The sequence below is a fragment of the Planotetraspora sp. GP83 genome (assembly GCF_041262585.1).
Classification (GTDB): Bacteria; Actinomycetota; Actinomycetes; order Streptosporangiales; family Streptosporangiaceae; genus JAOEGB01.
Genome location: NZ_JBGCBZ010000009.1, coordinates 162,452 through 186,379 on the forward strand (window position 1 = coordinate 162,452; position 23,928 = coordinate 186,379).

Here is a 23,928-nt window from a genome sequence, read left to right on the forward strand (position 1 = left end):
CGCCCAGGTCGATCCGGCCAGCTCGGAGACGGCGGTGAAGGCCAGCCCGTTGCCGCATGTCTCTTATTCCAAGACGAATTCGCTCATATTTTGAGACGGCAAGCGCGACCACGCGGGTTTTCGCCAAGAGATCGCTGCAAGCCAGGAGAAAGCGGTTTGAAAGGTCATTTTCAGAGAATCTTGGAAGGCGCGCGCCGTACCGGACCGGCGTGGAGACGAGAGACGCCCGGCTGCCGCCGGGGGCTTCAATCGCGCTCACCCAGCCAGTAGCTTGATCCGTACTCCGACGAAGGGGAGGCAGTCCCGTGCGACCATGCCGGCCGGCACAACAAAAAGGCCCCGGAGAGGGAAGCTTCGCTTCCGGCCTTCCGAGGCCTCACCATCGTTGGTGGGCAAGGGGGGAGTTGAACCCCCACGTCCTTTCGGACACACGGACCTGAACCGTGCGCGTCTGCCATTCCGCCACTTGCCCCTTGCGGGAACTCCCATTGCTGGGTGCTTGGAAAGGTTAGCACGTAACCGCCCGTGCTACGGAACCCGGATACGATCCTTCTAAACGACGGAGCGACGGAGCTCGCTGCAGCGCCGGAGCGGTCGCGACCATAGAGAGTGTGGAAGGGAGGTACCCGGTGGGAGTCCTTCAGCGCTTCGAGCGGAGGCTCGAAGGGATGGTTGAAGGGGCCTTTGCGCGGGCGTTCAAGTCTGAGCTTCAGCCGGTCGAGGTTGCCAGCGCCGTTCAGAGGGAGATGGACGAGCGCGCCGCGATCGTCGCTCAGGGTCGCACGCTCGTGCCCAACGACTTCGTGGTGGAGCTGTCGACCACCGACAGCGAGCGGCTGGAGGTGTACGCCGACAGCATCAGCCACGAGCTGGCGAACCTCGCCAGGGAGTACGCCAAGGAGCAGGGGTACTCGTTCGTCGGCCCGGTCCGGGTGCGTTTCGAGACCGCCGACGACCTCGCGGTCGGGCTGTTCCGAATCCGGTCGGGCGTCATCCGGGGGGCGACGGTCGAGCAGGACGAGATCCGCCAGCCCGTGAGCGACCTGCCCGCGAGCCGTCCCGGCGCGTTCGCCGGCCGGCCGCGGTTACTGGTCTCCACCCAGGACGACCCGCAGGGACAGCGGTCCTACGAGCTGACCACCCCGGTGACGCTGCTCGGCCGCGGTACCGACTGCGACCTCCGGCTGGTGGATCCGGGCGTATCACGGCATCATGCCGAGCTACGAGTGGAAGGACAGCAGGTCGTGCTCGTCGACCTGGGGTCCACGAACGGCACCTTCGTCAACGGCCAGCCGGTCCGCAGGATCGAGATGCAGGACGGGACGAGGGTGACACTGGGTCGCACGACACTGGTGTTCCGGCGCGATTAGAGGTAGACAAACGGTCCATGTCCGAGCTAACGCTGCTGCTGATCCGGCTCGCCTTCCTGGCGGTGCTGTGGTTCTTCGTGATTGCCGCGGTCGGCGTAATCCGGACAGACTTGTTCGGCCCGCGTACGGCTCCCGCACCCGCACGGAAGCCGGCGAAGGTGGCCAAACCGGTGTCCAAGCCCAAGAAGGGGGAACCACGTCAGCTGATCGTCACGGGTGGCCCCCTGCAAGGGACCATCATCAACCTCACGGAGACGCCAATCACCATCGGCCGGGCGAATGACGCCACGCTGGTTCTCAGCGACGACTACGCTTCCAGCCGGCATGCCCGGCTATTTCCTCAGGACGGCCAGTGGATCGTGGAGGATCTCGGCTCCACCAACGGCACGTACCTCGAACGCTCGAAAGTGACCCGCCCGACCCCGGTGCCTCTCGGAGTTCCGATCCGCATCGGCAAGACCGTCATCGAATTGCGCAAATGACAATCGCACTCCGCTACGCCGCCCGCTCGGACGTCGGCCTCCTCCGTGAAGGAAACGAGGACTCGGCGTACGCCAGCGGCCGCCTGCTCGCCGTCGCCGACGGCATGGGCGGACATGCTCACGGCGAGGTGGCCAGCTCGGTCGCCATCGCCGCACTGTCGTCCCTCGACAAGGACGCCCTCGGCGGTGACCTGCTCAGCGAGATCGAAGCGGCGGTCCGTGACGCCAACCATCAGCTCCACGCGATGGTGGCCCGGGACCCGAGCCTCAAGGGCATGGGCACCACTCTCACCGCGATGCTCTGGAACGGCCCCCGGTTCGCACTGGTCCACGTGGGCGACTCCCGCGCGTACCTGCTGCGCAACGGCGAGCTGTACCAGATCACGCACGACCACACTCTCGTGCAGTCGCTGGTGGACGACGGCCGCATCACGCAGGAAGAGGCCGCCAACCACCCGCAACGCTCGATCCTGCTGCGCGCGCTCGACGGCAGCGGCGAGGTCGACCCCGACCTGCAGGACCGGGAGGCCCAGGTGGGCGACCGGTACCTGCTGTGCTCGGACGGCCTGTCCACCGTCGTCAGCGCCGAGACCCTGCACCACACGCTCAGCACGATCGACGACCCGGAAGACGTCGTCCGTCAGCTCATCGACCTGGCCAACAGGGGCGGCGGGCCGGACAACATCACCTGCGTGCTCGCCGACGTGATCGAGATCGACGACCTGCAACCGCCGGCCGTGGCCGCCGCGGCGGTCGTGGGCGCGGCCGGCTCAGGCCGGGTGCGTTCCGCGCCTCCGGACACCCCTGCGGGGCGGGCCACCACGGTGACCGCGCCGCAGCCGGTGATCGTGGACGACCATCTCGACGACGACGCCGCGCCGGAGGCTCTGGCCTCCGGCCGGCGTTCCAGAAAACGCCGCCGGTCCTGGCCGAAGGTGGTGGCTCCGCTGTTGGTCGTCGCCGTGCTCGGGGCCGGCGGCTATTTCGGCTATCAGTGGACGCAGGATCAGTTCTATGTCGGGGCCAACGGAGACGAGCTGGCGGTCTTCCAGGGCGTCGACGCGCAGCTGGGGCCGGTGTCACTCCGAAAGGTCGCCTATACAGAACACGTGCGTGTTTCGTCGCTTTCCGCCGTCCAGCAGGACCAGATCCGCAGCGGGATCCCGGCCGATAATCTCCAGGCCGGGATCGCGGCGATGAAAAGCTTCAAGGCTCCGGAAGGGCAGCCCCCGCAGGGCGCCGACGCGACGCCGACCCCCACGAGGTCCGTCAAGTGAGTGCCGTAGACGGCGAACCCGTCCCGATGACCGCGAAGCGGCGCGGGGCCCAGTTGGCGATGCTCGCCTTCGCCGTGCTCATCGTCATGGCCGCCTACGCAAGCGTCGGCCTCGGGATCGACAAGAAGATCCCCTCCGGCATGCTGACCTACGGCCTCGGCCTCGGCGGGCTCATGCTCGCGGCCTACCTGGTGCTGGCCAAATTCGCCCCGTGGGCCGACCCCCTGCTGCTCCCGCTCGTGACCCTGGTCAACGGGCTCGGGCTGGTCATGATCTACCGGATCGAGCAGACCGGCATGCCCGGCGCCTCGGCCACCAACCAGCTCATGTGGACGGCGCTCGGCGTCGTGATGTTCTCCGCGACTCTCATCGTGTTGAAGGACCATCGCGCCTTGCAGCGCCTCACGTACACCGCGGGCTTCGTCGGCCTCGGGCTGCTCGTGCTCCCTCTGTTGCCGCTCATCGGCACGGAGCTCAACGGCTCCCGGATCTGGATTCACATCGGCGGGTTCTCCATCCAGCCGGGGGAATTCGCCAAGCTGGCCCTCGTCGTCTTTTTCGCCGGCTACCTCGTCGCCAAGCGCGACGTGCTGGCCCTCGCCGGGCGCCGCCTGCTCTTCATCGACCTGCCCCGCGCTCGTGACCTCGGGCCGGTCCTTATCACCTGGGGCGTCAGCATCGCCGTCCTCGTCGGGGAGAAGGACCTCGGCACGTCGCTGCTGCTGTTCGGCACGTTCATCGCGATGCTCTACATCGCCACCCAGCGCACGTCCTGGGTGCTCATCGGCGTGCTGCTCTTCATCGGCGGCGCCATCCTCGCCGGGCAGGTCTTCAGCCACGTCGAGGCCCGCTTCGACGGCTGGCTGCACGCCGAGTCCAACGACTTGTACAACCGCGAACTGGGCGGCACCTACCAGCTCATGCAGGGCCTGTTCTCGATCGGCTCCGGCGGGATCCTCGGCACCGGGCTCGGCAAGGGCCACCCCGACCTGACCCCGTTCGCGTTCTCCGACTTCATCTTCGACGCGATCGGCGAGGAGCTGGGTCTCACCGGACTGATGGCCCTCCTTATGGTGTACGCGCTGATCGTCCAGCGCGGTCTCCGCACCGCTCTGGTGGCCCGTGACCCGTTCTCGAAGCTGCTGGCGGCCGGCCTGTCGTTCATCACCGCCTGGCAGGTGTTCATCATCGTCGGCGGCGTGACCCGGCTGATCCCGCTGACGGGACTGGTCACGCCGTTCATGTCGGCGGGCGGTTCCGCGCTGCTCGCTAACTGGATGCTTATCGCTCTGCTGGTACGCATGTCAGATGCCGCCCGGCGGCCGCCGCCCCAAGCCATCCAGGACGAAGGACTCACCCAGGTGATGCAACGATGAACGGCACGCTCAAGCGGGTCGCGATCGCCTGCCTGGTAATGTTCGGCCTGCTCATGGCCAATGTCACCTACCTGGGCGCGGTCAAAGCAGAAGATCTGCGCACCGACTCCCGAAATGTGCGGGCCTTCTACGCCCGCTACGCCGTCGACCGGGGCTGGATCACCGCCGACGACGGCAAGACCACGCTGGCCAAGACCGTGGACACCAGGAACGCCACCTTCCGGTTCGCCCGGGAGTACCCTCTTGGCAAGGCCTTCGCCCACGTGGTCGGCTACTTCGCCCCGGAGAACTCCACCGGAATCGAAGGCGCCGAGAGGCGCTTCCTCGACGGCAGCCACCCCGATCTGATCGTCCGCCGCGCGGTTGACCTGGTCAGCGGCAAGCCGGCCAAGGGCGCCAGCGTCGACCTGACGTTGAACACCAAGGCGCAGCAACTCGCGTACAAGGACCTGGCGAGCACCGGCAAACGGGGCGCGGTCGTGGCGCTCAACCCGAAGACCGGGGCGATCCTCACGATGGTCTCGGTTCCGTCGTACGACCCTAACCCGCTCGCCCTGGCCAACAAGGCCAAGGTCAACGCGGCCTACCGGAAGCTGGACAAGGACGACCAGAAGCCGCTGCTCAACCGGGCCATCAACCTGACCTACGCTCCAGGTTCGACGTTCAAGACCGTCACCTCGGCGGCCTTCTTCAGCGACGACGGCTCCCGGAACGCGGACACCACGGTCGACGCCCCCGACGCGCTGCCGCTGCCCGGAACCACGATCTCGCTGCACAACTACCACGGCGAGTCCTGCGGCGGCAGGGCCACGATGGTGGAAGCGCTGACGATCTCCTGCAACACGCCGTTCGCCAAAATCGGCATGGACCTCGGCTACGACAAGATGAAGGAGCAGGCGGCCAAGTTCGGCGTCGGGGCGCCCCTCAGCATCCCGCTGCTCGTCACCCCGAGCGACATCGGCCCCGATCAGGGCAAGGCGGCCCTGGCGAAGACCTCCATCGGCCAGCAGGACAACCAGATGACCCCCCTCCAGATGGCGATGGTCGCCGCCGGGATCGCCAACCAGGGCACGGTCATGAAGCCGTACCTCGTCAACAAGATCGTCGGCCCGGACGGCGGCGAGATCGACTCGACCCGTCCGGACGAGCTGAGCGAGGCGGTCACCCCCGAGGTCGCCGCCGAGCTCACGAAGATGATGACCAACGTGGTGCAGCATGGCACCGGCACCGCCGCCCAGCTTCCGGGCATTACGGTCGCCGGTAAGACCGGTACGGCGGAGACCGCGCCGGGCCAGCCCTCGCACGCCTGGTTCATCGCCTTCGCCCCGGTCGAGGACCCGAAAGTCGCGGTCGCGGTCTTCGTCGAGTCCGGCAGCGCCGGGAGCGACGCGACCGGCGGCCAGATCGCCGCCCCGATCGCGCACGACGTCATGCAGGCGGTGCTCGGGCAGTGACCTCGCCTAACTCGGTCCTCGGCGGCCGCTACCGGCTCACCTCGCCCATCGCCGCGGGCGGTATGGGCGAGGTGTGGCGGGCCGCCGACGAGCTCCTGGGCCGGGAGGTCGCGGTCAAGCTGCTGCGCCGCCACGTGGCCGCCGATCCGGCGTTCCGGGAGCGGTTCCGGTCCGAGGCGCGCATCACCGCGGGGCTGACCCACCCCGGGATCGCCCAGGTCTTCGACTACGGCGAGAGCGACGGCCTCGCCTACCTCGTCATGGAGCTGGTGACCGGTGAGCCGCTGTCGGCCATCCTGGCCCGCAACGGATCGCTGAACCCGGCGGTCACGCTGGATGTGATCCACCAGACCGCCAGGGGCCTGCACGCCGCCCACCAGGCCGGAGTCATCCACCGCGACATCAAGCCGGGCAACCTCCTCATCACCGAGGCCGGCAACACCAAGATCACCGACTTCGGCATCGCACGGGCGCTCGAGGCCGCGCGGATGACGCAGACCGGCACCGTGCTCGGCACCGCGCAGTACGTCAGCCCCGAGCAGGCGTCCGGCAGCGCCCTCACCTCCGCGACCGACATCTACTCACTCGGCGTCGTCGCGTACGAGTGCCTCGCGGGCCGTCCTCCGTTCACGGGGGAGACACCGGTGGCGCTGGCGCTCCACCACCTCAACGACGCGCCACCGCCGCTTCCGGACAGCGTGCCCGCGCCGGTGCAGGCCCTGGTCTTCGCCATGCTGGCCAAGGACCCCGGGACGCGCCCGGCGACCGGCCCCCAACTGGTGGACCGGACACTCATGCTGCGGGACGCCCTCGCGGGGACCGGCGCCACCGCACTGGGCACCCTCACCGACCCCACGGGTTTCACCGTCGGCGACGCGCGCCCTAAGACGGCGTCCGGACCCGCCACCGCCGCCCTGTCCTCTTTCGACAGCGACACCAGGGCCGGCTCCGGGGCCGGCATCGGAGCCGCGACCAGCCGGTACGGCACGGCATCCGGTGAGGGTTACGACCGGGGATACAGCGTTGGGGCGGCGCCGACCTCGGGACCGGCGGGTCCCCGGCGTCCCGGCCCTCCCTCGCCTCCCAGGCGTGGCCGCCGCCCGGCGACCGTGTTCTTAGCCACCGCGGGATGCGCCGCCGCCGTGGGCCTCGGAGTGCTGGCGTTGATCGCGACGCGGTCCGCGGACACGACGCAGAACACGACGCAGGACACGGGTGACACCGCGACGCAGGCTCCCGCGTCTCCCTCGGCCCGGCCGTCGAAGACACCGACTCCGAAGGCGCCGCGTCACACGGCTCCGGTGACGTCGGACCTGCCCTCCGCGCCGCCGTCGGCTACCGTAAGCACGTCGGCACCATCCACCAGGAAGCCCACACCGGCTCCGTCCCCGACTCCTACCCCCACTCCGACGCCCACCCCGACCGCGACGCCAAGTGAGACTCCGGCCCCCACGGAGTCCCCGACCGAGACGAACCCTCCGAATGAGGGGACGTGATGGGGAAAGGGGTCGATGATGGACACCGGCGGCACCCCAAGATGAACGGCAAGGGACAGTGCAGGAAATGACTCAGCCACGACTTCTCGGCGGACGCTATGAGCTCGACGGCGTCGTCGGGCGTGGCGGTATGGCCGAGGTGTATCGCGCCCGGGACATCCGGCTGGACCGTATTGTCGCGATCAAGACGCTCCGGTCGGACCTCGCGAGAGATCACACCTTCCAGGCGCGCTTCCGGCGGGAGGCTCAGTCCGCCGCCTCGCTGAACCATCCCTCCATCATCGCCGTGTACGACACGGGTGAGGACATGATGGACGGCACGCCCGTGCCGTACATCGTGATGGAGTTCGTCGACGGGCGGACCCTGCGGGACCTGCTGCGCGCCGACAGGCGGCTGCTGCCCGAGCGGGCGATGGAGCTCGTGGACGGGATCCTGCGGGCCCTCGACTACAGCCACCGCGGCGGCATCGTCCACCGGGACATCAAACCGGCGAACATCATGCTGACGACCAACGGCGAGGTCAAGGTCATGGACTTCGGCATCGCGCGAGCGATGGCGGACTCCGCGGCGACGATGACGCAGACCGCCCAGGTGATCGGCACCGCCCAGTACCTCTCCCCCGAGCAGGCCCGCGGCGAGCGGGTGGACGCCCGCAGCGACATCTACTCCACCGGGTGCGTGCTGTACGAGCTGCTGACGGGTCAGCCGCCCTTCACCGGCGACTCCCCCGTGGCCATCGCGTACCAGCACGTCCGTGAGGACCCGATCCCGCCGTCGCGGATCGACCCCGAGATCCCCAAGTGGGCCGACGCCATCGTGCTCAAGGCCATGGCGAAGGACCCGGTCCAGCGCTACCAGAGCGCCGCCGAGATGCGGGGCGACATCCAGCGGGCGATGTCCGGCATGCCGGTCGACCCCCAGACGATGGCGATGGCCAACAACTACGGGGCGTACGGCGGAGCGGACCGCACGCGGACGATGACGACGGCCGGCGGCCCGGCGACCCAGGGCACCCGGTCAATCCCGCAGTACGACTATGGCCCCGAGGAGCGCGGCGGGCGCTACGACGGGCGGCGGCGGAGCGGCGGAGGCGGCAACACCGCGCTGAAGACCGCGGCCTGGATCCTGGTCCCGCTCCTGGTCATCGGCGCCTTCATCGGCGTGGGCTACGCGTTCCTGAGCCCCGGCGGGTCGACGAGCGCCACGAACGTCAAGGTCCCGCCGGTGACGAACCAGACGAAGGAGGCGGCGCAGAAGGCGCTCGAGAACGCGAAACTCAAAGTCGCCTTCGGCCCGGAGGAGTTCAGCGCCGACGTGCCGAAGGGCGCGGTCGTCAGCACCGACCCCGTGGCCGACACCGAGGTCGCGCCCGGCTCCACCGTGACCGTCGTCCTGTCCAAGGGTCCCGAGACGGTCAAGATCCCCGACGACGTCCTCGGGAAGTCGCCGGAGGACGCCAAGGCAGAGCTGGAGGGCCTCGGTCTCAAGGTCAGCATCGTGCCAAAGGTCTCGAGCAAGCCGCAGAACAAGGTCTACGACACGAACCCGAAGGTGGGCGAGGAGGTCTCGAAGGACACCCTCGTCCGGCTCTATGTGCCCAAGGCCACCATCGAGCTCATGAGCGTCATCGGCCAGACACTGGATGACGCCAAGAACACCCTCGTAGGGGCCGGTTTCAAGGTCAAGGTGGTCGAGGAGCCGAGCGACCAGGTGGCGCCGGGCAATGTGATCGACCAGTCGCCGGCGGCGGGCGCCAAGCTGCCGCCGAACACCACGATCACGCTGAAGGTGTCCAGCGGGCCGCAGCAACAGCCGACCGACCAGCCCACCGACCCGACGCCGACGGACCAGCCCACCGACGGCGGTGACGGCGGCGACGGCGGTGACGGCGGCGTGGACATCGGCGACGGCGACAACCCCTTCGGCAACTAGGCGTCTCCTCGACCCGCCCCTAAGAGGGCCCCTCCACCCGGAGGGGCCCTCTTGGCATCTCCCGGCCGGCTATTGCCTGGGCACGCCGCCATTGCCTGGGCACGAAGAGAAGGCCTCCGCCAGCCCCAGGGAGACACGTGGGCAATGGCCGCCATTGCCTCGGCACGAAGAGAGCCTCCGCCACTCGGGGGCAATGGCGGAGGCCCTCATCTGGTAGTCGTACGGGAAGGGGGAAGCGTTACACAATCTGGGTGAGCCAGTTGCCGAGAAGTCGATGACCGTGTTCGGATACGACCGACTCGGGGTGGAACTGTACGCCTTCGATGGGCGCGGTCCGGTGACGGAGGCCCATGATGACGCCGTCCGGCGTGATGGCGCTGACTTCCAGGGCTTCGGGGACCGTATCGGGAACGACGGCGAGCGAGTGGTAACGCGTCATCGTCACCGGTGAGGGGATGGCCGTGAACACGCCCCGCGAGTCGTGCGCGACCGGGCTCGTACGGCCGTGCATCAGCTCGGGGGCGCGGGCGACGGTCCCACCGTACGCCACGGCGATCGCCTGGTGGCCGAGGCATACGCCCAGCAGCGGGATGCCACGCTCCTCGCAGTGACGGACGAGGGGGACGCTGACCCCGGCGGCCTCGGGACTTCCCGGCCCGGGAGAGATGAGGACCCCGTCGAACCCGCCGGCGTCGTCCACGGTGACATGGTCGCGCGGCCGGACGTCACAGTCGGCGCCCAGCTCGCGGAGATACTGGACGATCGTGTGAACGAAACTGTCGTGATTGTCCACGACGAGCACGCGAATACCGGTCATGCGTCCAACCATGGCGAGAAGAAGAGCGGCCTCCCCCGAAGAAGCCGACACACCAGAATACGGCAATTCGGGCGTCTTGCCGCGAGTAAGCGGGCATCGTCCCTGGTCAGCGGGGTCACTCTTTCGGGGGATCGCGGCGGAACGGCCGCGCCCACTATCCTTGCTCCGGACTCCGCCCGAACAACGACTACGCTACTGACAGAACCCGCATTCCGCGCGGGTGCCCACCAGGAGAACTCCAGTGCCCAAGCCCAAGACCCGCAAGAAGGCCGTCTACACGCCGCCGCAGAAGACGCAGACGGTGAAGGTCAGCCCGCGCTGGCTCGCCCCTGTCATGGTCGCCGCGTGGCTGATCGGCATCATCTGGATCGCGGTGTACTACATCGCGCCGCACACGCCGGGAATCCAGGCGCTGGCCAACTGGAACCTGCTGATCGGTTTCGGCCTCATCATCTTCGGCGTGGTGCTGTCGACGAAGTGGCGCTGACCGGCCGCAGGCGAGCGGGCGGATAACGGTCCTGCCCTACCGCCGCTTCCACGTCGGCGGTTCCTCGGCCCAATCTTTCCACAGCCTTTATCCACAGCCTGTGGGCAGCGCCGATCTCAGCCCGTAATCGCAGGCAACCCCGGGTATGCCGTGGGCGGGAGGAGCATCACGAGCAGGACCAGCACCAGGAGGATGGCGGCGGCCGCGCCGAACTGGACGACGGTGCGGTTCCGTGACGGAGCGTACGCGAACGCCGCCGCGACCAGTGTCCCGGTGACGAGACCGCCCAGGTGGCCCTGCCAGCTGATGTTCGCCACGACGAACGTCAGCACGACGTTGATCCCGATCAGCCAGAGCACGCCGCGGGCGTCGTAGCCGAGCCTTCTGGCGACCACGAACAGCGCGCCGAACAATCCGTAGATCGCACCGGACGCGCCGACCGCTTCCTGCCCGAACAGGTAGATGCCGACCGATCCGCCGAGCGCCGCGAGCAGGTACAGCGTGGCGAACCGGACAGAGCCGAGCCGCCGCTCCAACTCCGGGCCGATGGCGTAGAGCGCCCACATGTTGAACACGATGTGCCACAGGCTCGGAGGCGGCGCGTGCAGGAACGCGCTCGTGATCAGCCGCCACCACTCGCCTTGGTAGACCCCGAAGGACCACATCTCGAACTGGCGGAGGACCTGGGCCGGCTGGACGAACTCGGCGGCGTAGGCCAGCACGTTGATGACGAGCAGCGTCCAGGTGACCCGCGGGGCCGCGACGGCGGCGCCGCCGAACACTGCCTGCGCCGGCCGTACGGCGCGGTTGCCCTCGCGGACGCACTCGACGCACTGGTGGCCCACCGCCGCGTCGCGCATGCAGTCAGGGCAGATCGGGCGCTCGCAGCGCTGGCAGCGCACATAGGTCTCGCGGTCGGGGTGCCGGAAGCAGGTCGGCACGGCCTCCGGCCCGGGGTGCGCCGGCGGCTCCGCCGGGGGAGGGGTCGGCGGCGGGGGCTGGGAGGTCATGGAGTCCTTCCAAGTGGCATTTCCACGGCTCCCAGCCTATAAGCCGATGACGCCCCGGCCGCCCCTCTCACGACCCGGGCTCAGGAACGCTCGATGGTGACCTCTTCGACGACCACCTCGTTGACCGGACGGTCGCGGCCGTCGGTCTCGGTCTTGGCGATCGCGTCGACGACCTCGGTGCCCTCGATGACCTCACCGAAGATGGTGTGCCCCTGGTTGAGGTGCGGGGTCGGCGAGACCGTGATGAAGAACTGGGAGCCGTTGGTGCCCCGGCCGAACCGCTTCCCCGCGTTGGCCATGGCCAGCAGGTAGGGCCGGTTGAACTGGTTCTCAGGGTGGATCTCGTCGTCGAAGTCGTAGCCGGGGCCCCCGATGCCCTGGCCGAGCGGGTCACCGCCCTGGATCATGAAGCCGCCGATGACCCGGTGGAAGATCGTGCCGTCGTACAGCTTGTCGGTCGTCTTGGCGCCGGTTTCCGGGTGCGTCCACTCCCGGGTTCCCTCGGCGAGTTCGACGAAGTTCCGCACCGTCTTCGGCGCCTGGTTCGGGAAGAGCTTGACGCGGATCGTGCCGCGGTTGGTCCGCAGATTCGCGATGAGGTTCTCAGCCACGGAGGCCGCCCCCTTATGTACGGGTGTTAGTTGTCCGGTGAACAGGGTATCGAGCATGACTCTAAGCACCGCCCATGGTTGAGCCGCAACCACACGGGAAGGGGTCGTCACGGGGCCCCGTCTACAGGGGAGGTTGATCGTGTCCCTGACAATGAAGAAAAGGCGCCGCGCCGAGGTGATCATTCCGCGGACGTGGCTGGGCCAGGTGAAGGTCCAGGCCAGAAAGGCGGGCAACAAGGTGGGTCCGGTAGCGGAGACCGCCCGCGACGTCGCGACGCACCGCGTTGAGGATGCCCGGGTTTGGGCGGCGCCGAAGCTTGACCAGGCCGCTCATTCGGTCGAGGACCAGGTCGCGCCGATGCTGAGCGCGTTCCTGACCGACCTGGCCAGGAAGGTGGATGTGCCGCCGAGGGTCAAGGCCCGGCGCCGCTGGCCGGTGTTGGCGCTGCTCGCCGGTGCCGCGATCGGTGCGGTGGGCGTGGCGATGTACCGCAACAACGCCCAGCGGTGGACGGACACCATGAAGGACAGCCTGCGGCACACCGGCGCCGACGCCAGCAAGTGGGTCGGAGACCGGGCCGAGGAGACGGCCGACAAGGTGAACAGAGCCGCCGGCACGGTGAATGAGAAGGCCGACACGGTGAGCAAGAAGAGTAACGACATCTCGGGCAAGCTCTCCTGACACGACATGCGCGACATGCACGACATGAGCGCATGCACGACATGGCCTGTGTACGGCCGGCGCCGCCAAGCGCCGGCCGTACACGCATGTAGGGGTGACCTTTCTCCCCCCTTCAAGCGCATATATAGGACTAATTGGTCATTTCTCGGGCAGCCGTGGAGGCGTGCCCGAGACTGGCGATTCCCACCGCGTCGATGCGTTCGGCGTGCTTTCCCCTGAGCTGATCCAGAACGGCAGGCCCCCGGGGGTGGCCGGCGACGAAGACCCGGTCAGGCCGTACGGCCCGGCCGCGGTGACCCACGAAGGCAGGACCGCCGACCGGCCCGGGAGCAAAGCGGACGAGCCTGAGCAGGACGGGCCTCAGCGGGACAAGCCTGGGCATGACAAGCCGCAGCGGGACGAGGAGCAGCCCTTCGGGCGGCCCGGCCGTCCACTGCGGAGCAATCCCTTTCTCTTCGGCCTGACGGCCGCGCTGGGCGTGCTCACGGCCTGGCTGCTGGTCCAGGCGGTCGCCAGCGCGGGATCGGCCATCGTGCTGATCGTCGTCTCGCTGTTCCTCGCCATCGGCCTCAACCCGGCCGTCGAGGCGCTCCAGCGGCGCAACCTCTCCCGGAGGCTCGCCATCACGATCGTGTTCGGCTCGGTCATCGCGTTCTTCGTGGCCTTCGGGATCGCGATCGTCCCCCCGCTCACCGAGCAGACCACGGGCTTCGTCCAGCACCTTCCCGAGTTCGTGCAGCAGATGCAGAACCATCCGCTGATCCGCTCGGTCGACGAGCGCTACCAGCTCCTGGAGAAGCTCCAGCAGTACGTCTCCAGCGGCAGCCTCGCCACGCAGATGTTCGGCGGCCTCCTCGGCGTCGCGGGCGTCGTGATCAGCGCGCTGTTCAGCGGCCTCACCGTGCTGGTTCTCACCCTCTACTTCCTCGGATCGCTGAGCTCGATCAAGGAGACGGGCTACCGCCTCGTGCCGCGGTCCCGGCGCACCCGGGTCCGGCTGCTCACCGACGAGGTCATCAACCAGATCGGCGGCTACGTCGCCGGCAATCTGATCATCTCGCTGATCGCCGGTGTGGTGACCTTCATCTTCCTGGCCATCTTCAAGGTGCCGTACGCTCTGGCGCTCGCCATCTTCGTCGCGGTGACCGACCTGATCCCGATGGTGGGCGCGGTCCTGGGGGCCGTGGTGGCCTCCGGCGTGGGGTTCCTGACATCATCCCAGGCCGGCATCGCGTGCGTGATCTTCTTCATCGTGTACCAGCAGATCGAGAACTACGTCATCTCGCCCCGCGTGTTCAAGTCGTCGGTCGACGTGCCGCCGGTGGCCACCATCGTGGGCGCGCTGCTCGGCGGCGCGCTGCTCGGCATCGTGGGGGCCCTGCTCGGCATCCCGCTCGCCGCCGCCATCCTCCTGCTGCTGAGAGAGGTCGTGCTCCCCCGCCAGGAACGGCTATGACGTGATTTAGATTATTTCCGGGCAATCTGCCGTGAACCGGTCGCCACGGTGATCCGTTCTCGTAGATGGATCCGTCTGCGACGCGAAAGGCACGGCATGTCCCAGCCCGTCATGTCAGAGTCCCCCCTGCCCGACCCGGCCATCCCTGCAACGGCCACCCCCGGCACCGCCGCTCCGGCGACTCCTCGCTCGAGCCGCCGGGCGCTCTTCTCCAAGGCGGTGCTCGCCGGCACGGTGGCACTGTTCACCCGCGTCGCGGTCGCCGCCCCCGCCGAGGCCTCCGAGGAGAGCGAGGAGACGGCCCAGGGTGTGGTGCTCGCCAAGACCAAGAGCATCCCGCTGCACGGCGGCAAGATCCTCAAGGGCAAGTACGTGGTGACCCAGCCCTCGAAGGGCGTCTTCAAGTGCTTCACCGCCAAGTGCACGCATCAGGGCTGCACGGTGGCGACCATCAGCGGCGGCACCATCAACTGTCCGTGCCACGGGAGCCGGTTCTCGATCGCCGACGGCCACGTCGTGAAGGGCCCGGCCACGCGTTCGCTCCCCCGGAAGAAGATCACGATCAAGAAGGGCGTCATCCGGCTCGCCTGACCTGTCCCCCGTACCCCCCACCCCGGGGTGGGGGGTCAGGCGAGCCGTGCGAGCATCTCGGGCAGCTCGCCCTCGTGGACGACGGTCAGGCGGCGGGTCGCCCTGGTGATCGCCACATAAAGGTCCTGGCCGCCCTTGGGCGACTGTCCCAGGATGCCTCCCGGATCGACCACCACCACCGCGTCGAACTCCAGCCCCTTGCACCGGCTCACGGTGAGCACGGCCACCGGGGAGTCGAGCGGATCCGGCATCTCCGGGAACAGCGCGGCGATCTCCGCGCGCCGGGCGTCGGACGTCACGACCGCGACGCGGCCTTCCCCGATCGCGGCCAGTTCGGACTCCACCAGCGTGCGGAGGTCGGTCTCGGCGGCGCGGAGGGCGCGCGGCGAGGCCTCGCCGTACCTGACCGATTCAGGAGGCTCCTGGTCCGGGGCCACCGCTTTCAGCACGTCGGCGGCCACCGCCATGATCTCGGCCGGTGTCCGGTAGTTCACCAGCAGGCGCTCCTCCCGCCAGCGGCCCTTCACGTAGCGGTCGAGCATCTCGCCCCATGACCTGGCGCCCGCCGCCGAGCCTGTCTGCGCGATGTCCCCCACAACGGTGAGCGAGCGACTCGGGACCCGTCGCATCACCACGCGCCACGCCATGGCCGAAAGCTCCTGCGCCTCGTCCACGATGACGTGCCCGTATGCCCAGTGCCGGTCCCGGGCCGCGCGCTGCGCCGTGGTCACGTACGGCCCGCCGTCACGGTGCCGCTCGGCGACGAACGCGGCCGGGTCCGCGGACTCCTCCATCAGCTCGGCGAGGTCGGTGATCTCCAGCACTTCCCTGGCGTAGAGCTCCTCCTCACGCCGCTCCCTCTCGGCGCCCACCGCCCGGGCCCGCTCCTCGGTGTCGTCCTCTCCGAGGAGCTCCGCCGCCTCGTCGAGCAGCGGGACGTCTCCCACCGTCCACGCCGTCCCGCGCGGGCGCAGCAGCGCCGCGATCTCCCGCTCCGACAGGTACGGCGTGGCGGCCGACCGCAACAGGTCCTCGTCGGAGAGCAGCTCAGAGATGAGCCGCTCTGGCGTGAGATGCGGCCAGAGCCACTCGACGGCCTCGCGAACCGCCTGATGCCGCCAGAGGACCGTGGCGGCGTATCGCGGATCCTCCTCGTCCCTCGGCAGGTCGAGCTGCCTGGCCTCGTCACGGGCGAGAGCGCGGAGCACCTGGCCGACGAAGGATTGGCGCGCCAGGTTGTGGGGCATGCGGAGGTCGCGGGCGCGCTCTCTGGCACGGACGCACGAGGCGTGGTCCATCCGCAGGGTCATCTCCTCGACCACCACCTCGACGCCGCCTCGCAGCGACGTCCGGATGGGGATGGCCACCTCCAGGTCACCGTCGGGTACGCGCTGACGGTCGCGGACGGCGGCCTCGACGACCTCCGCCATCCGGAGGTCGCCCTTGACGACCGCCGCGGCCGGCCCGTCCTCCGCCGTGGCGTGCAGGCCCGCGTGGAGCTCCCCGACGCTGGACAGCACCACCTCGGTCTCGCCGAGCGAGGGGAGGACCTGGCCGATGTAGCGGGAGAACAGCGAGTTCGGGCCGATCACGAGCACGCCGCGCCGTTCCAGCGTGGAGCGGTGGGCGTAGAGCAGGTAGGCCGCCCGGTGCAGCGCGGCCACCGTCTTGCCCGTGCCGGGGCCGCCCTGGACGACGAGCACTCCCGGAAGACCCGAACGGATCACCCGGTCCTGCTCGATCTGGATGGTCGCGACGACCTCGCCCATGCGGCCCGTCCGCCCGCGCCGGAGGGCGGCCAGCAGGGCGGCCTCGCCGACCAGCGTGCGGCGATCGGACTCGCTCATCCGGTCCAGGTCGAAGACCTCGTCGTCGATGTCCACGACCGTACGGTTCCGGGTGTGCAGGTGGCGTCGCCGTACGAGCGTCTCGGAGTCGCCGGGCGTGGCGACGTAGAACGGGCGCGCGGCCGGGGCGCGCCAGTCGATCAGCAGTGATTCGTGGTCGTCGTCGCGCAGGCCGATCCGGCCGATGTACAGCGTGCCGCCGGCGCTGTCGTCGACGCGTCCGAAGCACAGGCCGCGCTCCACCGCCGAGAGCTGCGACAGGCGTCGCGCGTGCTCACCGGCCGACACCTCCCGCTCGACGGTGGCCTGCCGAGTGCCCGAGGCGCCCCTGGCCTGGACTGATCGAAGCGCCTGTTCCGTGCGCTCCCGCGCGGTGTCGAGTCGCGTGTAGAGCTTGGAGACGTAGGACTGCTCCGCCTCGATGGCGTCGGCACGGGCGGTTCCGGATTGACGTCGCTCCATCGCTGTGGTAAACTCCTAGCATAGGGTTACTTATGACCCTGCAATGCCTAAGCAGAGTTCTCCAGCATAGGGCAAAGACCCCGATCTCCGCCTGCGAAACTCAATGGCTCGTGTCGGCGAGCCGGCATACGCTCCTGGTCGCGACGACCGGGAGCTTTTTCATCGGGGTCGGCACGGTGGCACTCTTGGGGACCCCTCCGCATTTGGGCTGAGACCAACCGTCTGGGGATATATCAGAATTCACAGCCGTCTTCGGTGAACCGCTGTGACTCCCGGGGCGTCATTGGTGTCAAGGAGGCCCGGATGGACGTCCTAGACGGCCTTGTGGACGAGGAACTCCGGCTTGAGTTGCTCCTCGTAGAGGCCCTGCACGAAGAGGCGGAACGGCTGGCCGCCCCAGCCGCCCGCTGACACACCAAGAGGCCCGCCACCTCCCTGACGGGGAGGTGGCGGGCGATTTCCCGCCAGGCACGAGCCACGCGGGCGCGCGGCACGCCGCGAGCATCAACCGAGAGGGCGTCAGCCGAGGACATCGGCCGCGGATGTCCGTCACATGCCCGGCCGGAACACCGCGCGGACGCAGCCGTCCCTCTTGTTCTTGAACAGGTCGTAGCCCAGGGGCGCGTCGTCGAGCGACATCTCGTGCGTCGCGAGGTGGGACGTCACGAGGTCGCCCCTCGCCACCCGGTCGAGCAGCATCGGGATGTACCGGTGCCCGTGCTGCTGGGCCCCGCGCACCGTCAGGCCCTTGTTCATCATCGCGCCGAGCGGGAACCTGTCGACCGCTCCCGCGAAGACGCCGAGGATGAACACCGATCCGCCCTTACGGCATGCGAAGATCGCCTCGCGTACGGCGAAGGGGCGGTCCAGCTCGATCCGGAGCTGCTGCTTGGCCTTTTCCAGGCGATACTCCGGGCCCGGGCTGTGCGCCTCCATGCCGACGGCCTCGATGCAGACGTCGGGTCCTCTGCCGCCGGTCCGCTCGCGGAGCTCGGCGGTGACGTCGGTGGTGGTGTAGTCGATGACCTCGGCCCCGACGTGGCGCGACGTCATCGCGAGGCGCTCGGGGAACCGGTCGATCGCGATGACCCGCTCGGCGCCGAGGAGCATGGCCGCGCGCGCGGCCATCTGGCCGACCGCGCCGCACCCCCACACGGCCACCACGTCGCCCGGCTTCACCCCACCGAGGTCGGCGCCCATCCAGCCCGTGGGCGCCGAATCGGAGGTGAACATGGCGCTGATGTCGTCCACGCCGTCGGGCACGGGGAACGCGCCGTAGTCGACGAAGGGGACCCGGGCGTACTCGGCGTGACTGCCCCTGAACCCGCCCATGGCGTGGGAGTAACCGAAGATCCCGGCGGTGCTGCCTCCCCAGAGCTCGTCCGTGATGCCGGGCTTGGGGTTGCTGTTCTCGCACAGCGACCACATGTCGTGCTGACACTGCCAGCACCGGCCGCAGCCGATGACCGAGCACACCACGACGCGGTCGCCCACCTTGTGACGGCGAACCTCCGAGCCGACCTCGACCACCTCGCCGAGAAACTCGTGACCGATGACGTCGCCCGCGCGCATGGCCGGGATGTAACCCCCCAGCAGGTGCAGATCGGACCCGCACGTGGTGGTGGCGATGACCCTGACGATCGCGTCCTGGGCGTTGAGAATCTCCGGGTCGGGCACGCGCTCGACCGACAGTTCGTTGACGCCCTGCCAGCACAGTGCCTTCACAGCCGGCCCTCCCCTGGTGCGCGCCCCGCCGCCAGATCGAACACCCGGCCGGGCAGGGTGGGCCGCGTCGTCGCGAACGGCCGGTCCGGCTCCAGCAGTTCTCCGGTCTCGATGATGCACTTCGCCTCGCGAAGGGCTTTCCGTACCATCTGGCGGGGGTCGTCACCGCGGAGACGCGCCATGACGGCGGCGGCGCCGCTCGGCATCGGCTCGCGCGGCCGGGCGTAAAGCTCGGTGCCGCGGTCACCGGCGGCCTTGTTCATCCGCACCTCGATATCGAGACCGGCCAGCGGCTGCGGCAGGCGGCCCTGCCGTGAGATGTCCTCCGGCTGGCGATTGATCGTGACCCCGAGCCACCGGGTGTGCTCATGCGGGTCTTTGACCGGGGTTGGCGGGCGATGCCGTGACGCGAGCCATCGCGCCATCGCCACTCCGGCCCCCGCCAGGGTCGCCGCGCCGATAACGACACGTTTCATCGTTTTCGCCCCCCTTGACCGGATTCCTCACTCGAAGGGCTACCCACACCCTGGGCTCGGCTATCTCTCCCCGATGTCGCCTGAGCAGGAGTTGGCGAGGGGCTGACCCTGGCCGGTCGCCGATAGGACGTCCGTGGACATGTGCGGAGATTGCGGTTGAGAGCGCCGCCCAGCGCCAGGCCGTTCAGTCCTGTGCGGAAGCCGAGCGCCGTGCGCGCTGTGCGCCGTTCAGTCCCGCTCGGGCGCGGCCGCCAGTGCGTCGTCAACGGTGGAGAAGATCGGGACGTGGGACGCCAGGCCGGTTATCCACAGGACCCGCGCCGCGCCGCGCTCCACAGCGACCAGCGCCAACCACCCGCCGTCGTCGACGGCGCGCTTCCAGCAACTCACCAGCAGACCCGTCGCCCGGGAGTCGAGGAAGTCCAGCTCCAGCAGGTTCACCACCAGGTGCGGGCCGAACCGGTCGAAGGCCACGTCGAAGAACTCGGCGGCGTGCTGGTGGGTGGTGTAGTCAAGCGTCCCTCGTACGGTCAACACTCCGGTGTTCTGACTGCTCACGGCGGCGAACTCAGTCGTGGCAGTCGTGATGTGCAGATCTGACATCAAGACACTTCCAAGTTGTTCGGCGTTATGCGGGCGACGAGGATGCACGTGTCGTCGCTGGTGTTGCTGGGGGTCAGGACGTCCATCACCGCCGCCAGCCGGTCGCGGGGGGCCGTCCTCATCGTCTCTTCGATGGTGCCGCTGAGGATGTCGAGACCGTCGAACAGATCGCGGCCGGGAAGCTCGATGAGGCCGTCGGTGAACATCAGGAGCAGATCGCCGGGCTCCAGCCGTACGGACGCGGTGGTGTAGGCGACCTCCTCGAAGACGCCGAGCAGCACGCCCGGATGGAGCAGCCGCCGCACCTCGTCGCCCCGCACCAGCAGCATCGGAGGGTGACCCGCGTGCGTCCACGTGAGCATGCGGCTGCGGGGCTGGTAGCGGGCCACGATCGCGGTGGCGAGCACATCGGGACGCATCCGGCGCAGCAGCCGGTTGAGCGCCACGAGGGTCTCCGCCGGGTCGTGGTGGGCGAAGGCGAGGCCCGTGATCGCGTGGCGAAGCTTGGCCATGGCCGACGCGGCGGCGACGCCATGCCCGGCCACGTCGCCGATGGCGAGCAGGACCTCGTCGTCGTTGAGGGCGATCACCTGGTACCAGTCGCCGCCCAGAGGCGCCGTCTCGGCGGGGTCGTACCGCGCGGCCACCCGCATCCCCGGCAGCGCGACGGGCTCGTCCTGCACGGGCATGATGATGTGCTGAAGGTGCGAGGTGAGCTGAGACTCCTCCTCCAGCCTCTGCCGGACGGTCATGAGCTGGTCGGCGGTCCGCCGCCAGTCCGTCACGTCCTGGAGCACCCCGTGCATCTCGATGGGCCGGCCCATCGCGTCGCGGCTCAGCTCAGCCGTTGCCCGGAGATACCGGTACGCGCCGCCGACCCTGATCCGGAACTCGAACTCATGGGGCCCGTCGTCTGTGGTCAGCGCCGTTACGGCGTCCTCGATGACGGAGTAGTCGTCGGGGTGCGTGATCGCGCGGTAGTCCTCCAGCCCGAGAGGCCCGTCGGCCGGGTCGCGGCCGTGGATGAGATAGAGCTGCGGCGACCATTCGACTTCGCCGGTGACGAAGTCCCAGCGGCCCCAGCCCAGGCTGCCCAGACGCTCGGTGTGGGCCTGCCGGGCCGCCAGCCGCTCCTCGTCGTCGTGGCGGGTCCAGACCTGCAGCAGGCCGTCGCGGAGCCGCGATGCCTTGACCGTGTAGATCGAGCGGCGCGGGATGCCCTGCACGGCTTCCATGTGCTCGTAGCGGATGACCTCTTCGGGCTCACCCGTTCTCAGGACGCGGAGATAGCTTTCCCAGAGCGGGGTGTCCAGCACGGAGGGGTATGTCCCGAGGGTCCGCACCCCGATGAGCTCCTTGCCTGAGCGGCCGTGCACGTCCGTCGCCTCCGGGCTGGCGGCCCCCACCTCGAAGTCGACGGTCTCGCCGAGCTCGTTCCGGATGGCCACGCACCAGACCGCCTGGACCGAGATGACGTCCAGCATGGCCTGCACGTCCGTGACCGCATCGGCGACCGCCGGATCGGTCATCGCGGCATCGGTCATCGCCGCAGCGGCTTGCCGGCTGGATGGCGCCGAGTCCCTGCCGACCGGCGCTGTCTCCTGGCTCAACGGCGTGTCCTGGCCCAACGGCCCTGGCTCCTCACCGACCGGCTCTGGCCGGCCGTCCGGACGGATCTCCCGCAGAATGCGATCACTCCCATCCATAGGCCGCACACGCTCCGTTCGTGGCTGGACCCATCACCTACTCGGAGAGGCCGCCCGGGAGTCGCACTCACATGTCTTCCCTGACGTTACCTTCCATCGCAAGGATAAAGTTTCCGTCCGCGCCCTCTGACACTGCGCCATCGATCACTGTCAGGACACCGTCAGCCCCAGCGCGGTGGCGATGACGACGGCCTGGTAGGTGTCGATCACGGCGCCCTTCAGGTCCACGGTGAGCGGGTCGAGGGAGGACAGGTCGCTGCCGCGGAGGTCACACCGGGAGAGCGTGGCACCGCGGAACCAGGCCCCGGACAGGTCGACATCGCGGAGCGTGGCCCCTTCGCAGCGCGCGCCCGTGAGGTCGGCTTCGCGCATCCGGACGCCGTTGAAGGACGCCCTGCCCAGGTTCGCGCCCGGCAGCCCGGCGAACGACCAGTCGCCGCCCACGACCTTCAGCAGATCGAAGGAGCAGCCGACGAACATGCTGCCGACGAACTTGCACCGGGTGAAGGTCGCGTCGAAGAAGGCGCACCGCGTGAAGGTGCAGTTGACGAACGCCGCGTCCGAGTGCGCGGAAGCGTTGAACCGCACCCCGCGGAAAGCGCAGTCGGTGAAGACCGCGCCCTCGTTCGTCACTTCGGTCATGTCCACGTCGACGAACGCCACGCGCGTGTGGCTCTGCCCCGACAGGTCGTCCCCGCCCCAGTCCTCGAACTCGACGGTCGTCTCAGTGTCCGGCGCGGGCGAGCCGTGCCTCCGCTCAGCCACGGGGCCTCCAGAGGCCGGTCAGCACGCGAGTCACACCCATGAGTCCACCTTCCGCGCCGGAGAAGGCCATGCTGCCACGCCGGCCGAGCCCCCTGCCGTACGGCCCCGCGCCCCTTTGTGACCGGCGGCGGCTGAGCTTCGTGCCGGCCTGATCGCGGAGGCCGGGGGGTGGGCGACGCCCCCGGCCTCCGCGCCGCTCACTGGCCTCTTACTGGAACAGGATCCGGCCGATCCGCTCGACGGTGGTGAAATCACCGGCTGAGGCGCGGTTCTTGATCACACCGACGGAGATGCCGGTGGCCGTGTCGGCGAAGCCCGCGGTGCCCCCGCTGCCGACCATCCCGAACACGGTGGGCCGGCTCACGAGGCCGATCGAGTAGCCCAGCCCCCAGGTCGCCGGGCCTCCGACGACCTCGTCCATCCCCGTCACAGCCGGAGAGGACAGCTCCCGCAACCGGTCGGGGGAGACCAGCTCGCCCTGCAGCAGCGCGTCGTACATGCGGGCCACCGCGCGGGCGGTCATCGTGCCGCCCGCCGGGATGTCGGAGGTCAGCACGTCGGTGCGGTTGCTGAAGGCGGCGTCCGGCAGTGCGGCCCTGGGCGCGGCCGTGTAGCCGTCCACCTCCCTGAAGAACGGGATCGCCGCCAGCATTTCCTCGGGCAGCTCCATCGCGGGCGCGGCGTCCTCGATCCTGGCCAGCCGGCCGAGCTCGGACTCGGGGACTCCGAAGAACAGCTCGCCGTCCAGGTCGAGCGGCCCTGTCAGCTCCTCCCGGAGCACCTGCGAGATGCCCTTGCCGGTCGCCCTGCGGACGACCTCGCCGAGGATGTAGCCGAAGGTCTGCGGGTGGTAGCCGAACCGGGTGCCCGGCTCCCACCAGGGCGCGGCGCCGGCGATGACGGCGCACATCTTGTCCCAGTCGCACAGATCCTCCGGGGTGGTGCCGACGGGGACACCCGGCACGCCGGTCGCATGGGTGAGCGCGTGCCGTACGGTCGCCTTGTCCTTGCCGTGGGCGGCGAACTCCGGCCAAAGGTCGGCGATCACGGTGTCGTAGTCGAACGCCCCGCGCTCGGCCAGCACGTGGACGACCGTCGCGGTCACGCCCTTGCCGGTGGAGGTGCTGTAGGCCGGCGTGCCGGAAGTGAAGGGACGGCCCGTCTCGGGATCGGCGACGCCCGCCACCGCGTCCACCAGGAGCTCGCCGCGCCGGTAGACGGCGACCTGCACGCCGCGCTCGGCTCCCGACTCGACCAGCTCGTCGATGGCGGCCCGTACGTCCTTCTGAAGATCAGCCATGA

General features: G+C 69.1%; 21 protein-coding genes and 1 tRNA gene. 11 read left to right on the forward strand and 11 right to left on the reverse strand.

What is annotated here, in order from left to right:
- Positions 1-386: 386 nt before the first annotated feature.
- A tRNA-Leu gene (locus tag ABH927_RS15290) sits at positions 387-472 on the reverse strand.
- A 157-nt stretch (positions 473-629) separates the two neighbouring features.
- On the opposite strand from ABH927_RS15290, the gene ABH927_RS15295 reads away from it, so the two are divergent.
- The 7 genes from ABH927_RS15295 to pknB all read left to right on the forward strand — a co-directional run bounded on the left by ABH927_RS15295 (position 630) and on the right by pknB (position 9,388).
- Positions 630-1,370 (forward strand): FhaA domain-containing protein, encoded by a 741-nt coding sequence (locus ABH927_RS15295; RefSeq protein WP_370021970.1) that lies wholly within the window; start codon positions 630-632, stop codon positions 1,368-1,370.
- 17 nt (positions 1,371-1,387) lie between these two features.
- Positions 1,388-1,852, forward strand: a complete 465-nt coding sequence (locus tag ABH927_RS15300; protein ID WP_261584655.1) for an FHA domain-containing protein — start codon at positions 1,388-1,390, stop codon at positions 1,850-1,852.
- Positions 1,849-3,129 carry a Stp1/IreP family PP2C-type Ser/Thr phosphatase gene (locus ABH927_RS15305; protein ID WP_370021972.1) on the forward strand — a complete coding sequence of 427 codons (1,281 nt, stop codon included), beginning with the start codon at positions 1,849-1,851 and terminating at the stop codon, positions 3,127-3,129. Before ABH927_RS15300 ends, ABH927_RS15305 begins: the two co-directional genes overlap by 4 nt.
- Positions 3,130-3,155: 26 nt before the next feature.
- The gene (locus ABH927_RS15310; RefSeq protein ID WP_370022118.1) at positions 3,156-4,505 is read left to right on the forward strand and encodes an FtsW/RodA/SpoVE family cell cycle protein; all 1,350 of its coding nucleotides are present in this window, start codon (positions 3,156-3,158) and stop codon (positions 4,503-4,505) included.
- Positions 4,502-5,959, forward strand: coding sequence for a peptidoglycan D,D-transpeptidase FtsI family protein (locus ABH927_RS15315; protein WP_370021974.1), 1,458 nt, complete (start codon positions 4,502-4,504; stop codon positions 5,957-5,959). Before ABH927_RS15310 ends, ABH927_RS15315 begins: the two co-directional genes overlap by 4 nt.
- Complete coding sequence (locus ABH927_RS15320) at positions 5,956-7,455, forward strand: protein kinase domain-containing protein (protein WP_370021976.1); 1,500 nt, start codon at positions 5,956-5,958, stop codon at positions 7,453-7,455. Before ABH927_RS15315 ends, ABH927_RS15320 begins: the two co-directional genes overlap by 4 nt.
- A 67-nt stretch (positions 7,456-7,522) precedes the next feature.
- Positions 7,523-9,388, forward strand: a complete 1,866-nt coding sequence (gene pknB, locus ABH927_RS15325; RefSeq protein WP_370021978.1) for a Stk1 family PASTA domain-containing Ser/Thr kinase — start codon at positions 7,523-7,525, stop codon at positions 9,386-9,388.
- A 238-nt stretch (positions 9,389-9,626) separates the two neighbouring features.
- Here pknB and ABH927_RS15330 read toward each other — a convergent pair whose 3' ends face one another.
- Complete coding sequence (locus ABH927_RS15330; RefSeq protein ID WP_370021980.1) at positions 9,627-10,205, reverse strand: aminodeoxychorismate/anthranilate synthase component II; 579 nt, start codon at positions 10,203-10,205, stop codon at positions 9,627-9,629.
- A gap of 241 nt (positions 10,206-10,446) precedes the next feature.
- Here ABH927_RS15330 and ABH927_RS15335 point away from each other — a divergent pair, with 241 nt between their 5' ends.
- Complete coding sequence (locus tag ABH927_RS15335; RefSeq protein WP_261584661.1) at positions 10,447-10,692, forward strand: cell division protein CrgA; 246 nt, start codon at positions 10,447-10,449, stop codon at positions 10,690-10,692.
- Positions 10,693-10,808: 116 nt separating this feature from the next.
- On the opposite strand, the gene ABH927_RS15340 is transcribed toward ABH927_RS15335, so the two are convergent.
- Together ABH927_RS15340 and ABH927_RS15345 are read right to left on the reverse strand one after the other, a co-directional pair.
- A complete protein-coding gene (locus tag ABH927_RS15340; RefSeq protein ID WP_370021983.1) occupies positions 10,809-11,702 on the reverse strand; it encodes a rhomboid family intramembrane serine protease in 894 nt (297 codons plus the stop codon).
- Between the two features lie 80 nt (positions 11,703-11,782).
- Positions 11,783-12,313, reverse strand: a complete 531-nt coding sequence (locus ABH927_RS15345) for a peptidylprolyl isomerase (protein WP_370021985.1) — start codon at positions 12,311-12,313, stop codon at positions 11,783-11,785.
- Between the two features lie 139 nt (positions 12,314-12,452).
- Here ABH927_RS15345 and ABH927_RS15350 point away from each other — a divergent pair, with 139 nt between their 5' ends.
- The 3 genes from ABH927_RS15350 to ABH927_RS15360 all read left to right on the forward strand — a co-directional run bounded on the left by ABH927_RS15350 (position 12,453) and on the right by ABH927_RS15360 (position 15,042).
- Positions 12,453-12,995, forward strand: a complete 543-nt coding sequence (locus ABH927_RS15350) for a DUF5324 family protein (protein ID WP_370022119.1) — start codon at positions 12,453-12,455, stop codon at positions 12,993-12,995.
- A 163-nt stretch (positions 12,996-13,158) separates the two neighbouring features.
- Positions 13,159-14,451 carry an AI-2E family transporter gene (locus ABH927_RS15355; protein ID WP_370021986.1) on the forward strand — a complete coding sequence of 431 codons (1,293 nt, stop codon included), beginning with the start codon at positions 13,159-13,161 and terminating at the stop codon, positions 14,449-14,451.
- Positions 14,452-14,562: 111 nt separating this feature from the next.
- Positions 14,563-15,042 carry a Rieske (2Fe-2S) protein gene (locus ABH927_RS15360; protein ID WP_370021988.1) on the forward strand — a complete coding sequence of 160 codons (480 nt, stop codon included), beginning with the start codon at positions 14,563-14,565 and terminating at the stop codon, positions 15,040-15,042.
- A gap of 35 nt (positions 15,043-15,077) precedes the next feature.
- On the opposite strand, the gene ABH927_RS15365 is transcribed toward ABH927_RS15360, so the two are convergent.
- The 7 genes from ABH927_RS15365 to ABH927_RS15395 form a co-directional block, all read right to left on the reverse strand.
- Positions 15,078-17,351, reverse strand: a complete 2,274-nt coding sequence (locus ABH927_RS15365) for an ATP-binding domain-containing protein (protein ID WP_370021990.1) — start codon at positions 17,349-17,351, stop codon at positions 15,078-15,080.
- Positions 17,352-17,900: 549 nt separating this feature from the next.
- Entirely contained in the window at positions 17,901-19,076 is a 1,176-nt protein-coding gene (locus ABH927_RS15370) for a zinc-dependent alcohol dehydrogenase (RefSeq protein ID WP_370021991.1), read from the reverse strand.
- The gene (locus ABH927_RS15375) at positions 19,073-19,552 is read right to left on the reverse strand and encodes a hypothetical protein (RefSeq protein WP_370021993.1); all 480 of its coding nucleotides are present in this window, start codon (positions 19,550-19,552) and stop codon (positions 19,073-19,075) included. The genes ABH927_RS15370 and ABH927_RS15375 overlap by 4 nt, the downstream gene beginning before the upstream one ends.
- Before the next feature lie 228 nt (positions 19,553-19,780).
- Positions 19,781-20,110: an STAS domain-containing protein gene (locus ABH927_RS15380; protein ID WP_370021995.1), complete on the reverse strand. Its 330-nt coding sequence runs from the start codon at positions 20,108-20,110 to the stop codon at positions 19,781-19,783.
- 44 nt (positions 20,111-20,154) lie between these two features.
- A complete protein-coding gene (locus ABH927_RS15385; protein WP_370021997.1) occupies positions 20,155-21,699 on the reverse strand; it encodes a PP2C family protein-serine/threonine phosphatase in 1,545 nt (514 codons plus the stop codon).
- Positions 21,700-22,011: 312 nt separating this feature from the next.
- Positions 22,012-22,626, reverse strand: coding sequence for a pentapeptide repeat-containing protein (locus ABH927_RS15390; protein WP_370021999.1), 615 nt, complete (start codon positions 22,624-22,626; stop codon positions 22,012-22,014).
- A 208-nt stretch (positions 22,627-22,834) separates the two neighbouring features.
- Positions 22,835-23,926 carry a serine hydrolase domain-containing protein gene (locus tag ABH927_RS15395; RefSeq protein ID WP_370022001.1) on the reverse strand — a complete coding sequence of 364 codons (1,092 nt, stop codon included), beginning with the start codon at positions 23,924-23,926 and terminating at the stop codon, positions 22,835-22,837.
- Positions 23,927-23,928: the final 2 nt, after the last annotated feature.